The sequence below is a fragment of the Saccharothrix variisporea genome, from assembly GCF_003634995.1.
GTDB lineage: Bacteria > Actinomycetota > Actinomycetes > Mycobacteriales > Pseudonocardiaceae > Actinosynnema > Actinosynnema variisporeum.
The window spans coordinates 315,546-331,805 of the sequence record NZ_RBXR01000001.1 but is presented as its reverse complement, the minus strand read 5'-3'; the positions used below and the strand labels follow the sequence as shown (position 1 = coordinate 331,805).

Annotated in this window: 20 protein-coding genes; all 20 read right to left on the bottom strand. The window is 68.4% G+C overall.

What is annotated here, in order from left to right:
• Positions 1-4 precede the first annotated feature (4 nt).
• Positions 5-856, bottom strand: a complete 852-nt coding sequence (locus DFJ66_RS01400; protein WP_147459146.1) for a phage distal tail protein — start codon at positions 854-856, stop codon at positions 5-7.
• A gap of 9 nt (positions 857-865) precedes the next feature.
• Complete coding sequence (locus DFJ66_RS43275) at positions 866-3,382, bottom strand: hypothetical protein (RefSeq protein ID WP_211350920.1); 2,517 nt, start codon at positions 3,380-3,382, stop codon at positions 866-868.
• A 137-nt stretch (positions 3,383-3,519) separates the two neighbouring features.
• Positions 3,520-3,888, bottom strand: a complete 369-nt coding sequence (locus DFJ66_RS01390) for a hypothetical protein (RefSeq protein ID WP_121217177.1) — start codon at positions 3,886-3,888, stop codon at positions 3,520-3,522.
• 12 nt (positions 3,889-3,900) lie between these two features.
• Positions 3,901-4,473, bottom strand: coding sequence for a hypothetical protein (locus tag DFJ66_RS01385; RefSeq protein WP_121217175.1), 573 nt, complete (start codon positions 4,471-4,473; stop codon positions 3,901-3,903).
• Positions 4,474-4,487: 14 nt separating this feature from the next.
• Positions 4,488-5,459, bottom strand: coding sequence for a phage tail tube protein (locus tag DFJ66_RS01380; protein WP_121217173.1), 972 nt, complete (start codon positions 5,457-5,459; stop codon positions 4,488-4,490).
• Between the two features lie 3 nt (positions 5,460-5,462).
• Positions 5,463-5,786, bottom strand: a complete 324-nt coding sequence (locus DFJ66_RS01375) for a hypothetical protein (RefSeq protein ID WP_121217171.1) — start codon at positions 5,784-5,786, stop codon at positions 5,463-5,465.
• Positions 5,787-5,844: 58 nt separating this feature from the next.
• Positions 5,845-6,291 carry a hypothetical protein gene (locus DFJ66_RS01370; protein WP_121217169.1) on the bottom strand — a complete coding sequence of 149 codons (447 nt, stop codon included), beginning with the start codon at positions 6,289-6,291 and terminating at the stop codon, positions 5,845-5,847.
• 10 nt (positions 6,292-6,301) lie between these two features.
• Positions 6,302-6,961: a hypothetical protein gene (locus DFJ66_RS01365; RefSeq protein ID WP_121217167.1), complete on the bottom strand. Its 660-nt coding sequence runs from the start codon at positions 6,959-6,961 to the stop codon at positions 6,302-6,304.
• Positions 6,962-7,022: 61 nt separating this feature from the next.
• Positions 7,023-7,418: a hypothetical protein gene (locus DFJ66_RS01360; protein ID WP_121217165.1), complete on the bottom strand. Its 396-nt coding sequence runs from the start codon at positions 7,416-7,418 to the stop codon at positions 7,023-7,025.
• On the bottom strand, positions 7,411-7,710 hold the full coding sequence (locus DFJ66_RS01355) for a hypothetical protein (RefSeq protein ID WP_121217163.1): 300 nt from the start codon (positions 7,708-7,710) through the stop codon (positions 7,411-7,413). Before DFJ66_RS01355 ends, DFJ66_RS01360 begins: the two co-directional genes overlap by 8 nt.
• Positions 7,711-7,794: 84 nt before the next feature.
• Positions 7,795-9,255, bottom strand: coding sequence for a phage major capsid protein (locus DFJ66_RS01350; RefSeq protein ID WP_121217161.1), 1,461 nt, complete (start codon positions 9,253-9,255; stop codon positions 7,795-7,797).
• Positions 9,255-10,031, bottom strand: coding sequence for an HK97 family phage prohead protease (locus tag DFJ66_RS01345; RefSeq protein WP_121217159.1), 777 nt, complete (start codon positions 10,029-10,031; stop codon positions 9,255-9,257). Before DFJ66_RS01345 ends, DFJ66_RS01350 begins: the two co-directional genes overlap by 1 nt.
• A complete protein-coding gene (locus DFJ66_RS01340; RefSeq protein WP_121217157.1) occupies positions 10,031-11,377 on the bottom strand; it encodes a phage portal protein in 1,347 nt (448 codons plus the stop codon). Before DFJ66_RS01340 ends, DFJ66_RS01345 begins: the two co-directional genes overlap by 1 nt.
• Position 11,378: 1 nt before the next feature.
• The gene (locus DFJ66_RS42405) at positions 11,379-11,528 is read right to left on the bottom strand and encodes a hypothetical protein (RefSeq protein ID WP_170199064.1); all 150 of its coding nucleotides are present in this window, start codon (positions 11,526-11,528) and stop codon (positions 11,379-11,381) included.
• 4 nt (positions 11,529-11,532) lie between these two features.
• A complete protein-coding gene (locus DFJ66_RS01335) occupies positions 11,533-13,038 on the bottom strand; it encodes a hypothetical protein (RefSeq protein WP_121217155.1) in 1,506 nt (501 codons plus the stop codon).
• Positions 13,035-13,337 carry a hypothetical protein gene (locus DFJ66_RS01330; RefSeq protein WP_121217153.1) on the bottom strand — a complete coding sequence of 101 codons (303 nt, stop codon included), beginning with the start codon at positions 13,335-13,337 and terminating at the stop codon, positions 13,035-13,037. The genes DFJ66_RS01335 and DFJ66_RS01330 overlap by 4 nt, the downstream gene beginning before the upstream one ends.
• 589 nt (positions 13,338-13,926) lie before the next feature.
• On the bottom strand, positions 13,927-14,085 hold the full coding sequence (locus DFJ66_RS42400) for a hypothetical protein (protein WP_170199062.1): 159 nt from the start codon (positions 14,083-14,085) through the stop codon (positions 13,927-13,929).
• A gap of 12 nt (positions 14,086-14,097) precedes the next feature.
• Entirely contained in the window at positions 14,098-14,334 is a 237-nt protein-coding gene (locus tag DFJ66_RS01320; protein ID WP_121217149.1) for a hypothetical protein, read from the bottom strand.
• Between the two features lie 74 nt (positions 14,335-14,408).
• Entirely contained in the window at positions 14,409-14,720 is a 312-nt protein-coding gene (locus DFJ66_RS01315) for a hypothetical protein (protein WP_147459145.1), read from the bottom strand.
• A gap of 10 nt (positions 14,721-14,730) precedes the next feature.
• Positions 14,731-16,260, bottom strand: a complete 1,530-nt coding sequence (locus DFJ66_RS01310) for a LamG-like jellyroll fold domain-containing protein (RefSeq protein ID WP_121217145.1) — start codon at positions 16,258-16,260, stop codon at positions 14,731-14,733.

Genomic DNA, 16,260 nt, shown 5'->3' with positions numbered 1-16,260 from the left:
CCTGTCACACCATGAGGTAGCGGGGCCTATACGCGAGCGACACCAGGGACGCGGTGGTGGCTGCGGACATCTCGATCTGGAACGCGTTCACGCCGCGCGCCAGGGGCCACAGCGACGACGTCGCCGACAGGGACGAGAACAGGTTCGCGCCCGACGAGTGCGTGACAGTTTTGACGCCCTCGCGGGTGTCGATGACGACCGACTCACCGGCACCGAGGGTGGTCGACAGCGACAGGCTTTTGCCGGTCGTGAGGTTGCGCAGCACGATCGCCGACCCCGGCCCGGTGATAGTCCACACCGGCCACGTCTCCACATCACCGGGGTTGGTGATCGACCCGGTGGCGTACACCTCGGAGGACGACAAACGCAGCGGGAAGAACGGGAAGAACGTCGCCGTAGTGCCGACTGTGAACGGCTCCGTGGTGTCCGACACCGCGTACCAGTACGGGTCGTGCACCCGGAACAGGACCGGTGCCCTCTGCACGAGCGGACCGGCGGTGTCGCCGAGACGCTCGTTCAACTCAAGCCCTGCCGCATACCGGCAGGTGACCTCGCGTTGGTCCCCGGCGATGGAGGTAACCCGGATCTTTCCGTTGCCGCGCGTCGGGTCCATCTTCAGTGCGAGCGCACGCAGGTTAGTCCACAGGTCGCTCTGCGAGGATCCGGTGATCCAGAGCGGCAGGGTCATCTCGCGGGTGTCGTGACGCACCGCGCGAAGTCGAGACCCCGCCCGCTCGGGAACCCGATCCTCCTCGAACCGGATCGGGGGCATCCCACGCCCCGTCGCATCCCACTCGACCTCCAGGGTGGTGGCGGTGCCGTCGGCATCGATCCACTCGGTGACCTCGCCCGGCATCGCCACCCCCTAGGGCTGCATCAGTTCCATGCGGCGGAACTGTTCGCGGATGTCAACCACGCTGTTGGCGGCGTTGTAGACGGTGAGGTTGTACGTCTTTGACACCATTGCTCCCGAGCCGTCACCCATACGTACGGACTCCGTCCGCGCGCCCCGCATGATCGCGGCGGTGTCCTGCGCGTTCGCCACGTAGCCGTCATGCGTCGGGAAGATCAGCTCCGGCCCTCGCTCGCCAACGAGGTAGGGCTTTCCCGCCAGAACGGGGCCACCTTGTGCCCTGGCCGCCCACCCAACGGCTTGTCCAGAGGCATTGAGCGCTTGAACGTCCCCGTTGGCCTTGATCGTGATGTTGACGACCCTGCCGTCGTTGGTAGAGATGACTCGGTCGATCGAGCCCTGCGCTCCGGCCGTGTCGGCGTAGACAATGACGTGCCCGTCGGGCAAGGTCTCCACCTTCGCCCGGAACGCGTCGATCGCTTGCATCCGGTCGCCCAGGTTGGGCGTGAAGAACAACGTCGTCACATCGCGTGGCAGGAGGCCGTACTTGTTCGCCAGCGCCTCAGCGGCCTCTTGGGTATATCCCATGTCGGTGCGCTGCTTGATGAACTGCTGACGAACGCCCTCGACGAACCCCTGGACCTCCTGCTGGGTAGCACCGTTGCGCGCCATAGCGTCAGCGGCGGACAGGGTGCTGCTTTGCAGAGCGACCATCGTGTCCTGGAGCCGAGATCCTGCCTCGGTCGAGGTGTTCACGGTCCCGTCGGCGTTGACCAGCGCGTCGCCGAACTCGCCCGCCTTCCCCTTGGTCGACTCGTACTGGTCGCCGAGGGATCGGAAGGTGTCGTTCAGCGACTGGATCGCCTCTTCGTAGTCCGGCTTGCGCCCAGTCAGCCGGTCCATGATGGTCTGCAACGCGGACAGGCGAGCGTTCGTGTTGCCGACCTCGTCCTGCAACGTCATGTACGCGGCGCGAAGCTCGGCCGTGGCCGCCGTGTGATTCTTCTGGGCCAGGGTGGCGTGCTCCAGTGAGGACCGGGACTCGTCCGTCGCCAGCGCCAGGTCGAGCGCGGCCTGCCTCGACTGCTCGTTTTTCGGTGCCTCCTCGTCGAGGAGCGCCAGCAACGCCCGCGCCGCTGCCGCCTTCGACTCCATCTCGTCGACGAGCTTCTTGGTGTCGGCCGCGTTCTCTTGCAGCGGGACGCCCTGGGCGATGAGTTGGTCCTCGTAACCCCGCAGGAAGGAAGTCACCTTCTCAGCCGCTTTGCCATGCCCGAGATACGCGTCCGTGAGGTCGGCCACGTTGATCCCGAGCTTCTTCGCCTGGTCGATGGCACCAGCTTTGCTGAGTTTCTCCGCAGCCATGCTTCGGACGTTGTCGTCGATCGCGCCCTTGCTAGCGCGGAGAGCCGCAGCCAGGTCGTCGGTCCGCCTGGCCGCTTCGCCCTGCTTCGCGCCAAAAGCATCCAACGCGAACGTGGCGATGCCGAGCGCGATCCCGAACGGGCCGCCGATGAACGACGTCAGCAGGTTGAACTTGTTCCGCACGCCGCCGGCCTCGTCGCCCGCCGCCCGCACATCCCGGACGAACCCCTGGAGCCCGGTGGAGATCCCGCTGACCACCGTGCTGATGCCGTTCAGCAGTCGGAACGCGGCGGCAACGGACACGATGACGCCGACGAGCGTCCCGAGTTCCTCCGAGATGGGCTCGACAGCGGCGAGGATGCCGCTGAGCACGTTGAGCGCCGCGGTCGCCGCCGTGAACAGGACCGGGAACCCCGACCCACTCAGATTGGACACCACGGAGAACAGTTGGGACAGGACCTGTCGAAGCCGCTCGACTGACGGTGCCCCGTCGTTGGCGAGGTCCGCTAGGAACCGGCCGGCGAAACCGAGGGCATCGCGGACGACCTTGCCCAGTTGTACGAGGATCTGCTCGGACGAGCGGGCGCCACCGGAGAGTTCGACGAAGAAGTCCTTCACACCGTGTCCGGTGTCGATCATCGCGGACTCGATACCCCGGAACGCCGGTGCGCTCGATTTCACGGCGACGACAAGGCCGGGCACGGCGGTGCGTGCGAGTCCGTCTACACCACGGGTCAGCGACTCAATCGCCGGCACGGTCGCCGCAAACGCCTCTCGCATCTCGGGGCGTAGGGAACGTGAGGTCCGGGTGAGTTGCAGGATGGCGTCCTGGAGCGGTCCCCGGAGCGGCAGGGCGGCACTCTGGGCGTCGGTCGCCATCTCCTGGGTCATGGCGTTCCAGGTGCCGCCGACCTCGCGCGAAGTCGCGTTCAGGGCGATGCCGGCACCGATGAACCCCAGGGTCACCGCGCCAAGCGACCCGGTGATGGCTGCACCGGCGCCAAGCGCCCCCGCCTCCATGCCGGCCAGCGCCTTGAGTGACCCGCTGCCGAAGGACTTGAACCGACCGTCGAGGCGCTCTACCGAGTCGCCCACCTTGTCCAGAGTCTTCGACGCCGACACGTCGCGACCGAAGATGTTGAAGGTGAGGTCCTTCTGCGCCACGACGGCCACCTACTTCCGTTGTGCTCGGAGTCCGTCGATCAGCGACCGGCCTAGCCGGTAGTCCTCAAGGGACAGCAGGTCCATCTCGAACGGCGGAGTGCTCAGCGGCGGCATCCAGAACGCGGCCCGGTACTGGGCTACTTCCTCGGCGAGGAACCCTTCCTTGGCCCCGAGCCGCTCCGCGTCTTTCGGGCGGGCGGCTCGGCCGGAGGGTCCGGCTGTGCGGGCTCCTCGTCGTCGTAGGCGATCTCGATGTCGCCCGCGTCGATCTCCGCGAGCTTGGCGAACGGGATGATGTGCCCGTTGCGCTTCATGGCCAGCCACAGGAAGGCAGCGAGGCCCATCGCGCCGCGGTTGCCCGACGGGTCGTTGTAGCCGTTGTAGTCGGCGACCAGGTCGGCGACCCGCCACCCGGTCGCCTTCTCCAGTTCGATCGCCTCGATGAGGTTGAGCTTGTCACGAGCCCAGGGGAACTCCCCCACGCCCGCGACCTTGAATGTCGCCATTGGTTCCCCTCGCTACACGATTCGTTCCAGGTACTCGGCTACGACCTTGATCGCCTGGTCTCGCGCTTCCGGACCCTTCGCCTCGGCTGCGTCGTCGAACCACGCGGGTGGTGCCACCTGGGTCACCCACGGTTTGTCCTTCTGCCCGAAGACCGGGTGACGCCATCGGCCGGTGTTCAGGTAGCGCGGTAGCTTCCGCTGGTCGGCGGGCATCTTCGACGCGGCGGCACGGACTCGCATCGTCGCCGACCTCGCGCCCGTGGTGACCTTGGCGGAGGTCGCGCGGGCGACCGTGGCGCGCAGGCCGGATCCTCTGTGCGCCTTTTGCTTCGCCTTCTCCGTGAGCCGCTTGCGCCTACCCAGTGCTTTGGCGGCACGCGCCGCTCGTGCGGACGCCCCACCTCGCACGCCGGCGACCGCAAGCGACTGCACGCGGCGTTGAGCGTCCTCCACCAGTGGCGAGGCCGACGCCTTGAGCGCCTTGCCCATCTCCTTGGCGACCTGACCGTCACCCGCCTCGCGTAGCTTGCGGGCGACGGTCTTGAAGTCGGCCGTTCCTTCGATCTCGACGTAGCGTTTGGCCACTGTGGACCTCCCCGCTACGGCGTGGTGTCCGTGGTCTGGTACTCGACCTTGATGGAGGTGGTGGAGTTGTCGACCACCTTGAACGGGATGTTCAGCGGCACGATCTCCGGGCCGCCGACGTTCGGGGTCTCCCCGTCGAAGCGGACGTTCATCGTGACCTTCACCTCGTACTTGTACGTGGTGGAGATCGTCGCGCCCTGGAACAGCAGAACCACGGAGGCTTCGGTGCCGTTGACGAACCGGTTGTAGGCGGTGAGGTCCTCGAACTCCGCCTCGAACTGGCCCGTGTACTCGCGCAGCGCGTTCTCCAGCGGCGCCTTGCGGAGCTGGGAACCGAGGAAGTACCGGTCCTCCGCCAGGCCGTTGTTGCCCGACACCGTGGCGGACTTGATGTTCGCGGCGGTGCCGGCGATAGTGACCGAGCCTTGGACGAACGTCATCATCGCCAGGCTGGACGGGTAGCTGATCGAGGCCAGCGCGGTGGAGGTGTCCTCGTCCTCGCCGAGGATCGAGAACTTCACCGACGCGATGTCCCCGACGGCGCACGCCAACTCCCACGAGGCGACGCGGCACCCGTGGTAGGTGAACGGCCTCGTGGTGCCGCCCACGTCGGTGCGGCCGACCTGGATGGTCTGCCCGACCGGAAGGTCACCGGGAGTGAAGGTGTGCAGGTAGACGGTGGGGTTGCCGGCGGCGTCGGGCTGGCTGGTGGCGACACCGCCGAACGCGTGCTTCCACCAGCGACCCTGGGACTTGTTGAGCAGGTCCATCGTGATGTCGCCGGTGACGTTCTTCTTGCCGACAGCCCACCGGTCCGAGCGCAGCACCCTGGTGCCGGAGCGCAGTGCGGTGGACTCGATTCGCTCGACTTCCAGCTTCAGGGACTCGTCGCGGAACTCGAAGCCGCGGTCGGTCGTGACCGGCGTGCCGTACGTGACCTCTTCGGCGGTCATCAGCTGGGCGCTGAGGCCGGACGGGATCGCCATCGGTCAGTCCTCCTTGTTCCCGGCCGCGCGCCGCTTCGGCTGCTGCGGTTCCTCGGGCGGGTTGGCGATCGTGCGCAGCGCCTCGATCAGGTCAGGCCGGCCAGCGCCGTGCCGTTCGGACTCCAGGTATGCGGCGGCGAGGTCCTTGTCCGCGCCGACGATGCCGAGGACCACGTCCGGCTCGGCATCCCACTGCTTCTGGTGGATGATGTTCGCGCCCAGCCAGTCCGGAAGTTCCACCGACTGGCCAGGCTGCACGACGAGGTTGCCGAGTTGGGGCAACTCGACTGAGCCGACGGGGCTGTCGGCGCTGAGGGTGACACGCACAGCGACTCCTGGGCATGGCGAAGAGCCCGCGAGGGCGGGCTGTGGATGATGCGAGCGATCAGGGGGAGAGGCGGGCCTTGTGCCGGAGGGCGATCTCGTAGCGGCTGCCGTGCCCGCCGGTGGCGAGTTGCCCGCGGCGAAGTCGCCACGACGCCAACTCGGCCCACATGACCGCGTCGACCACTTGGGGCGACTCGGCGAGCTGCTGCTGGAACTCCCCGAAAATCTCAGCGGCGCGGCGGTCCGCGGTGATCTGGTCGGAGCCGTCGTTCATCAGCACCTGGATCACCCAGTCGGTGGTGACGGTCTCGTCGACCTTCTTCGTCCCGGCCTTCATCACCGGGAACTCGGCGTCCGATTCGGCATCCTCCGCCCAGATCGCCTCGTTCTGTAGCCCGCTGGTCGGGTAGGCGTCGGCCACCTGGACCGTCGCCAAGCCGGGACGGGCGGAGAGCAGAGCGACAAGTCCGGCGATCAGGTCGATGGTTGCGGTGCCGGTCGCCACGGTGCCTCCTTCACGCCACGAGGAACCGGTTCGGTTCGGCTTGCACTTCGCCGGGGAACATCTCCTTGACGGCGTTCGGGATGACGAACCGCGGGAAGTTGGACACGGGGACGTCGAACTCGCCCTCGATGGCGGTGGAGATCCGCTGTGACTGCCAGATGTTCTGCAGGCACAGCACCGCGGCGCGCTTGTAGCGCTGGTCCACGCTGGCGGTGTCGGCGAAGCGGCCTGCGCTGTAGGCGATCACGACGTTGCGCCGGCCGGTGGGGAACCACGTGTCGGAGCCGCTGGCGCGTCGCCGGATCGCGCCGGACAGCAGCACCAACTGCGACCCATCCGCGAGTGACACGGGCACGTCGTACGGTTCCGCCAGGTACGCGCTCGCCGGTTTGGACAGGTTCGTCTCGGCGGTGAGCACCGTCGGCGTGGTGTGGTTGTACTCCGTGACCGTGGTGATCGAGTACACCGGGTAGTGGTGCAGGTGGACTGTGCACCGGCCGCCGTCGAGCGACTCGCTCACCGAGCGGCGCACGATCGGGCCGACGAGTTGGTCCAGGCGCAACGAGACCGCTGTGATCCACGCCGGAAGTTCGGCGTCGAGGCCGGTGGCGTTGACCTCGTTGAGTCCCTGCTTCGCCTCGGTGAGTGTGAGGACGTCGAGCGTCGCCACGGGCTGCCTCCTCCCGGTGTCGGATCTCGCCGTTACGAGATGGTCGGGTTTCGTGACGGGTTCAGGCGCAGAGCTGTCCGGCGATGCTGTAGGTGGCCGAGTCCGCGTCGCCATGGGCGGCGACGATCCGGAACACCGGCGGCAGCAGGTCGTTGGCTACGAGGTTGGCCGCCGCGGTCAGTCCAGGGCCGATCTTGAGGACCGTGGTGCCGGTCGCCGTGATCGCCGCGGACTGGAGGATGGTGTATGTCTTGCCGGACACGCGGTCGACGCCTTGGACGGTGACCGTGACCGACGGGGTGGCGGTAATCGCCGTCACGTCGATGATCAGGTGCAGGCCGTTGGCCCGCGCCCGCGAGGCGTCGAACTCGTAGGTGTCCGGGCTCGCGGTTCGTGCGGCCGACGGTAGGACCGCGAACGGCCCCGGCGCGGCGAGCAGCCCAGTGAGGTTAGCCATCAGCAGCCGTCCCCGCCTGGTCGTCGCGGCGCGCGGCACGCTGACGCTTTGGCTTGTCCGCCGCGGCGATCACCACGGTCGAGCGGTCCGTGCGCTGGAGGAGCCGCTTCTCGCCCGGCGCGCGGGTGGCCTGCTCGATGCCGTCGTCGACAGGGACGAACAGCGCCTCGCGCCCCTCGACGACGGGGTCGTCGGCACGCACGACCTGGCCGCCCTTGATGACCGCGCCCCGGGTCTGTCCGGACGGAGCGGGAACCATGAACCCGGTCTTGGCGCGCAGGTACGAAGTCATGGGAAACGCCTTTCAGGCTGAGGTGGGGACCTCGCCGCGCGGCGGACCACGCGAAAGTGCGGGTCCGCCGCCCGGCGGGGTGCATCAGGTGACGTTCAGCAGCCGGAAGGCGCGGTCGTTGACGCTGTCCGCGCCGACACGCCAGTAGGCGTAGAAGCCGCGCTGGCCGCTCGGGCGCCGGTTGGTACCGAGCAGGTGCGGGACCAGCTCCAGCGAGAAGCCGAGGCGGTCGACGATCCAGTAGTACCGGAAGTCGCCGAACACCAGCACACGGTTGTCCTGGGTGGCGTTGACAACGCCGTCCATGCCGGACGCCTCGTAGGTGTTGTAGCCGAGCAACTGCTTCGGCTGCCCCTGGCCGAGGTTGGCCCAGAAGTCGTCGAGGTTCGCGCCGCCGGCCTCGCGCATCGCCTGGTAGATGCGCTTGTTGGCAACCCAGGAGGCGTTGCGGCGGAACCGCTCCGGCAACTCCTCTTCCAGGTCGTAGACGTCAGACAAGGCGAAGGTGTCCGTGGTGTCGGACGCGACCTCGTAGGAGCCACCCGCCAGCGCGGTGACGATGCCGATCGGCTGGTTGGTGCCCGTGCCGGTGGCGAATGCGGTCGCCTCCAGGTTGTCCCGGCCGTCCGCCAACAGCATCCGGACGTCCTCGGTGAAGCCGGGGTAGTCCTGGCTGATCTCCAGCGAGAACGGGATCAGGCCCTGCGCCTTGTGGACGCTGATGTCGATGTTGGCGAAGGTGGTGGCGTCGTCGGAGACCTCGCCGGCCTCACCGTCCCAGGAGAACGAGACGGCCGTGGAGTTCACCGTGCGGAGCTGGTCGGTGACGATGGTCTTCACCGACGCGATCTCGCGGAACGGGTTGGTCGAACCGTCGTCGTTGAGGATCAGCGTGGGGTCGACCGGCAGCGGCACGGCGTACCCGCCGTTGGCGTCGGTCAGCGACATCGCGCGCTGGAGGACGCTGAGCGCCTGGGCGTCCGGGGTGCCGGTGCGCATGGAGGTCTTGAGGGCCTTGGTCCAGGCGCGCATGTACTCCGGAGAGCTGGTGGTGACCAAGTGCGCGGCGATCTTGCGGCCGTTGCGGGCCGCCTCGTCGTCGCCCTCCAGGTCCCACGTCTCCAGCAGCTTCGTGAGCCGCTCCTTCGAGCGGGCGTTCACGCCGGAAGCGTGCTCGACCGCGGACATGGCCCGCGAGCGCAGCTCCTGTCCTCCGCGCGACGGCTCGTCGAGCAGCGACCGGGTCACCGCGTTCAGGTCCCACGGGTTGCCCCGCGCCGGAACCTTGACGCTGCCGGGCTGGCCGAGCGGGTCCGGGCTGGACTCCTCGACGTGACCGGGCACCGCGGCGAGGCTGCGCACGACCTCGCGGCGGCGCTCCAGGGCCGCGCGGGCCTCGTCGATGGCGGTGGTGAGCTGGCCGCGCTCCGCCTCCAGGGCGTCCCACGCGGTCTGCTGTTCGTCGGTGAAGGCCGCGTTACCCGCGGCCTCGTGCAACTGGCGGAGTTCGGTCTCGACCTCAGCCAGCCTGATCTCGGGCTCCATCAGGAAGCCTCCTGGTTCAGGAAGGGGTAGAGGCTCAGTCGCCTCTGGGATGGGGTCAGACCGCTCGGGTGGCTCGGGGCCGGCGCGTCGGTCAGGCTCGCGGCGCCCGCTGCCGAGGTGCCCGTCCGGGCGGCGTCGGCGTCGGGGGTGCGAAGGGATCGGGCGCGCTGCGCCAACTCCTCGACCCGGTGGGGGTCGCGGCTGCGCAAGCGCTCGTAGTAGTGGTCGGTGAGGGACCGCACGCCCGCGGTGGCGTCCGGGTTCGCCGGGAAGGTCACCGGGCCGAACTCGAACAGCCGCACCTCCTTGATGGTCCGCTCAGGGATGCCGTCCGGGTTGTGCGCGGACCGACCCGGCTCGTCGTTCCACTCGTCACGGATGACGCGGAACCGGAAGCTGGACCCGTAGACGCCGGCTTCGAGACCCGGCAGCAAGTCCCGGTTGTACGTGGTGTCGAACAGCGGCACCTCGCCGACCGGCGAATCCCTGTCCTCGCGCAGGTCGTCGATCGCTCCCAACACCTTGTTGCCGATGTGGAAGTCCAGACCGTGGTCGTAGAGAACCTTCACCTGGTCCCGGTTCTCCTTGATGGTCTTCTTGAACGCACCGCGCACGGTGCGCTCCAGGAACCGACCCTCAAACCAGGAGTCGATCTCGTACCAGGTGTCGAACACCGAGAACCGCACGACCATCGTCGGCATCCCGTCCGAGTTCGCCCGCAGCTCACCGCTGGGCGGCGCGCCGCGGACCAGGTCGAGGTCACGCAACGTTTCCATCACTCGTCCTTGTCGTCGTCGGCCGGGGCCTCGTTCGGAGCGCCGGTGGAGCCCGGCTTCTGGAGCTGCACCGAGAACAGGCCCGAGTGCTGGCCGATCAGGCGACGGATGTCGCTGGTCTCGATGTAGGCGACGGCGGCATCGGGCTTGTAGCCGGCGTCCAACAGGGACCGCAGCGCCGTCGCCTGCTTGACCTGGATCTCCGCCTCGTCGGTCTGGTCGTCGCGCAGGAACGGAATCGACCGCGCGTCGTACCACAGCCGTACATCCGAGCCGGGAGACCGTGTGATCATGCCGAGCGCGGCGCACGCCGACTCCCACTGTGGATGAAGGAACCCGTCCTGGAAGTTCCGCTTGGCCGCCTTGAAGTTGCCGGCGTTGAGGCTGGACCCCTGCATCCCCTCGGAGATGCCCAGCACCACGGCCGGGACACGCGAGGCGGTCGCGATGCGTGTTTCGCCGGCACCCTGGGTGGACTTGAAGTCCAACTGCTGCAGGTCCGCGCCGATGACCGTCACATCCGCCCCGCCGCCGAGGAACAGCGGCTTGTAGGCGTTGTGGGCACCCGCGTGGGCCTCCTTCATGGCCGCCACGAACTGGTCGAACTGCGTCTTGGTGACGGTCTCTTTGAACGACACGGCCAGGCTCGGCGTCGCCGCGTTCTCGAAGAACTTGAGCTTGTGTTCGGTGGCGAGCTTGTCGCCCATCACCTCACGCACGACCGGGGTCAGCCACGACATGCCGCGGTACTGGGCCGCCGGGTCGGGTGTCGGCGACCAGTGCACGACCTCTTCGACCGAGTAGAACTCGGGCTCGGCACGCGAACTCGGGCCGCCCGGCTTGAACTGGTAGCCGACGACGTCGGATGCGACCGCCTCGTCCGGAGGTGCCGACAGGATGATGGAGACGCAGTCCGGACGAAGTCGCCGCAGCCGCCGCGGTGACTCCCGGACGGCGTAGAAGTTGCCGGCGAGACTGACATCCTGCTCCATGCGGCTGAGCAGTTCGAAGCTCGTGCCGTTGGGCCACGGCTTGCGCAACAGCTCCAACTCCGGCGTCGAGAACAACTCCCCCGGCTGGCCGTCCCGCATCCGCTGCCACATGAAGCGCGCGCTGGAGAACACCAGCCGCCGCGCCTCCATCGCCGCGAACACGACGCCGTTGGACTTGTAGGCGCCCTGCACGTAGCCGAGGAACGAGTTCTCGATGTCCTCGACGTTGGTCGGGCTGGGCATTCCGAACAGCGGGTAGGTGAGCCCGTTGTAGGTGAGATTGTCCTGCGCCCAATCGTCGATGGTGTACCGCTGTTCGCGCTTGCCCCGGAGGGTCGACCAGAGGTTCGGCACGTCAGTCCCTCCAGTCGACGAACAGGCCGACGACGATGAGCGCGGCACCGGAGCCGATCAACCCGTAGGCACCGCAAAGCCACGTCAGCCCTCCGGTGAGCGCGGTGAATCCCGCGCCGACCACGGCGAGTGCGTCGCGTCGGCGGAGCATGGCTTCACCCCCAGGAGAACCACGGGGCCGCGGGCTCTGCGGCCGGGCCGTAGGTGAGCAGCCCGTGCAGGGCCAAGGTCACGGACATGAGTGGTGCCTGGTTCGTCGTCGCCGCTTTGAGGTCCCACGCCTTGGCGTTGCTCAGTTGCCGCCACGCCGCACCGGCGATCGAGTCGTTCAGTTCAGGCTGGTTGAGGTGCCTGATTCCCTTGGTCTCGGTGACGCGGGTGTGCAAGGCACCGCACGCTCGGGCGAGATCGGCCGCCCAGGTGGTCACCAGCGACTCGCCTTCCCCTGCCGGTGTGTCGGGGTTGCGGTCCCGGACCTTGAGCCCGGCCTCTTTGAAGTCGGACAGCAGAGAGGCGGTCTCCGACTTGTCGTCGAGCACCACGGCGCAGGGCAGCCACTTCTCGACCACCTTCACGACGTCCGCGACCGCCCAGGCGACACCCGCGGCGGACTTGATGACCTCAAGGTGGATCAGCCCGTCTTCGCGGTAGCCGGCCACGGCGATCGCGGTGGCGCTGCGGTCGTTGTTGACGTGCAGGCCGACGGCCACCGGGTCGACCATCTTCGACGTGATGTCGACGAGGTCGCCCCAAGCCTTCTCGGCTATCGGCCGCTCCATTGAGGAAATGGCCTCGTGCCAGCCGAGCCGCTCCCGACCGAACTCGCGCGGAGGCAACGCCCGCCTCTCCGCGCGCACGTACTCGTAGCTGATCCGGGCCGGGATGGAGTGGTTCGCGTGCGGCCACAGTTCCTCGTCGTCCAGTGCGCACCGCGTCTGCAGGTCGACCACGTGCGGGCAGTCCTTGCCCAGCTCGCACGGCGGAGCGTCCCAGGAACCAGGCGCGCACCACTCGACCCAGATCAGCGACGGATCGCCGCCCTTCCGACCCCGTGCCACGAGAGTGGCCAAGTGGTCGGACGTCACCTTGCCCGCGCTGGACCCGTACGTGACCTGGGCGCCCTTGCGCGTCGACAGGATCGGCAGCAGGGCTCCCATGCTGTTCGCCGACAGGATCAGCGCCTCGTCCATGACGATCCGCTTGCCCTTCAGGCCACGCCCGCCGCCGCCCGCCCTCGCCAAGAACTCCAACTTCGCGCCGTTGTGGAGTTCGAAGTGGAGGTCATCCTTGCCGCGCGAGATGTTCTTCACGCGCCGACTGAGCGTCGAGGAAGTCTCGATCATCCGGTCGAAGTCGGCGAAGGCGTCCATCGCCGTCTTGAACAGGTGCGCCGTCCACACCATCCTGTCGGGCGGCAGGAGGAAGAAATCGAACGCGGTCACCGGCTCCAGCACGCCGGAGGTCTTGCCGTTCTGACGGGCTTCCACCACGGCCTGCTCCAGCGCCACCCACTGGCCGCCCGGCCCGTAGGACAGCAGGGCGTCGACCGCCAGCTTCTGCTCGTCGTCGAGCAGCAGGCCGGCTTCCTCCGCGAGTTCGATCGCCTCGTCGCCGTACGACCCGAGCCGCGGCGGCATCCAGAAGTGCGCCGGTTCGATCACGAGGCGCCCGCCGCCTTCGCGGCACGACGAGCCGCCAACTCGTCGAGCTTGTCCGGCTCGCGGGGAGCGCCCTCCAGCGCAACCTCCATCGCCGCGCGCAGCTCCCGGGAGAGTGCCGCCGCTCCGGAAGCCGTGTGCGCGCCTCCGGTGAGCAGCGAAGCCAGCAGCAGGACGTGCGCGCCCTCGGGCGAGTCCAGCCGTCCCGCGACCTCCAGCCGTTCCCGGTACGTAGCGACCAGCGGCGGAACCGACGCTGTCGTGTCCGGCTCCGGGGCTGGGGTGGTCGGAAGCTTGATCACACGAGGGTTCGGCCGGTTCCGCGGCGGCCGACAGGCCTCGCAGAACTTGCGTGGCCTCGCCGATCCCTTCTGGGGCGGGATGACCGCCCCACACCCCTGCGTCTGGCAGATGCGGTCCATGACGGCGCGCACCCCCTTGACCAGGGCTTTTAGGTCTCTGGCTTAAACCCTTGATCGTGAGAAAAAAGACGACTGCGGGCTGGGTCGCATACCCGCTGGTCGACCCGTGTGGGTGCCACCCCCCTACCCCTGGGGGTACTGGTGATCACATACAGTGATCAACTCAGCCAGTCGCGCGAACTTCGAGCCGAACGGCGGCTGCGATTCCCGCGTCGGGCTGCGCTACCTCGGTTGCACCTCGCGTGCTCGGGTCCTCGGTACTGGGATCGGTCGTGGTCGTCGTGGCCGAGGTCCCAGGGCGTGTCGGGCAGGATGGGTCGCCTGCACCGCCAGCAGTCCACCTCGCCTGCGTCCACGCGTGGGCGCCAAGCCTCGCGCAGTGCGCGGTGCTCGGGGCCGTAGCCGCGCTGCACGGTGGAGCCGCGGGTGTGGGGTCGTGTACGTCTGGCCATCGCTCGCACCTCGCCGGTCAGTCCACCCGTGTCAGGTCGCCACGCTGGTCGAGCAGGATGTCGATGCGCTCGGCGCAGTCGCACGCGGCGTCGAAGTCCACCCGCTCGACAGCCGCCAGGAGTTCACGCCACACGCGCTTCAGCTCTCGGTCGATCTGGTGCACCGCTCGGCCCATGACGGCCTCCCGTCAGGGCCAGCGCCCGGTGACGATGTGCAGGCCGAACCAGGCGAGCACCGCGACGAGGGCGGCTTGCCCCAACCGGCGCCGCGGACCCACCGGGTCGATGTGCAGCCAGCGGCGCAGCGCGCAGGTCAACGTGCCGTTCGGTCCGCCTCGCCTGCGGGAACGGATGCCGAGGTACTCCAGGACGGCGAACCCGCCTAGGCAGGCAAGGAGGTAGGCGGCCCAGCGGCGAGACCACATGGGCCACCTCCAGCCACGCGGTGAGCGGCACTGAATCGAGTACCACCTGCGGATCGGCGATACTCCGATCTTGGTCAGCGGACCGCGACAGTGTCCGGGCTCTTGCCCACCCAGGTCTCAGGACTGGCCGCAACCTTCACGTACACGTCGTAGCTGGCCGACGCGGTGAGCCCCGACACCAGGCGCTGGGCGACGTAGTGGCCGTCGGCGTTCAGCGCCCACGACGCGGACTGGTAGTCGCCGGACACCGGCCTCGTGCCTGCGAGCACCAGCGCGACCGTCACTGTGTAGGCGGTGGGATCGGTCGCACCGGTGGCGGTGTTGCGGTAGACGACACGCACGCCCAGGTACTCGACCGAGTCGCGGTCGACGTAGTGGATGGCCACCGTGACCTCCTCAGTCGAGTTCTCCGGCGGCCCACCGGCCATGCAGCCGGCCGGGCGTCCACGGGGTAGAGAGCCCGAAGGCGTGCCACTGGGAGCCAAGACCGCCAGCGGTGAACACGTCGTCCACGGCCGCTCCAGCGGCGTTGACAGTCAGAGTGGCCGAAGCCGACGAAGAAGCCGCCACAGTCGCTGTGACCGGGCGCGCGACGGTAACGACGCCTATGGCCTCTCCAGTGGCGATCACTGTCCCCACAAGGCCGCGCGTCACCTGCGAATCGCCTGTCGCCAACCCAGCGGCGGCCGTTGCTCCAGCGACAGTGCGGTTCGCCGCCAGGTCGCCCGACGCACCGCCCGTGGCTGCGCTCGTGGCCGCGACCTGCCTCGTGGATGACAGGGCCGCAGTCGCTGAGCCAGCGGCGCTCGCTGCACCATCGAGGGAGACCTGTCCGGCAATGGCCAGGTCCCCGGTTGCGCCCGACGCGCTCGCCGCTCCGCCGCCGAGTGCGCGTGTGACAGATGCATCGGCCGTGAGACCCGCCGACGCGGTCACCGACGCGTCGAGGCTGCGTTGGGCGGCCATTCCGCCTGAGGCTTCAGCGGCAGCCGAGCCGGTACCTGCCAGCCCAGCGGTGCGTTGCGCATCGCCCACGAGGGCGCTGGCAGCCGAAGCGGTGCCGGTGAGCGGTCGTGCGGCAGTGACTTCGCCTGTAACGGAGGCCGCGGTTGCTCCAGAGCCTGCGACAGCCCGCGAGACAGCCTCGTCGCCCGTGAGACCGGCAGCGGCCGACGCGCTGCCACCGACAGCGCGAAAAACCGCCGTGTCGCCGGTGGCCGAACTCGCGGACGGAGCCACCCCGTCCAGGGTGACAGAGCTACCGGCCGAGGCAGCGGGGAGCACCAGCTGCGGAGCGCGAGCGCGCCACGGGATCGGCGGGCCGTCCTCACGCGTGGACCCCGTCCCACCGGAGAGAGTCCGCGCGTTACCCGAGTAGTCGGCGGTCTCGTTGGCGACGAACGGATGGAACCGGACCAGGCCGGACGTGCGGTCCGGCAGGTACTGCGAGAACTCCTTCTCGACCTCGGCTTGCGAGAGAGCCGCCGACCAGTGCTTCAGCGCCGCGACGCGGCCGTTGAGCCACTCGCCCGTGAACACGCTCGCACCGATGCGGAACGTAGTGGGCGTAGGCGAGAACGCCGGCCAGGTGGCGTCCGAAGCAGACGACAGCGCGCCCGTCGCGGTGCCCCAGTACATGGTGGCCGCGGTGCCGTTGACGACGAACGCCAAGCGATACCAGGTTCCGACCGTCACGTTCGGGCCGGTGATGACCGAGCCGTCCGAGTGGAACGCCTTGACACTCGTCCCGTCGGAGTCCGTTTGGATGTAGTGGTAGTTCGATGAGCTGGAGTCCGACGACCACACGGTGGAGAACGTGTTGCGGTCCGTGCTGACCTGGAACCAGCACACCACGGTGTAGGAGCCGCTAGGCGGGGAGCTTGTGCTGGTGTAGTTCTCGCCGTCCGCGTCGAACCTGACCGCCAT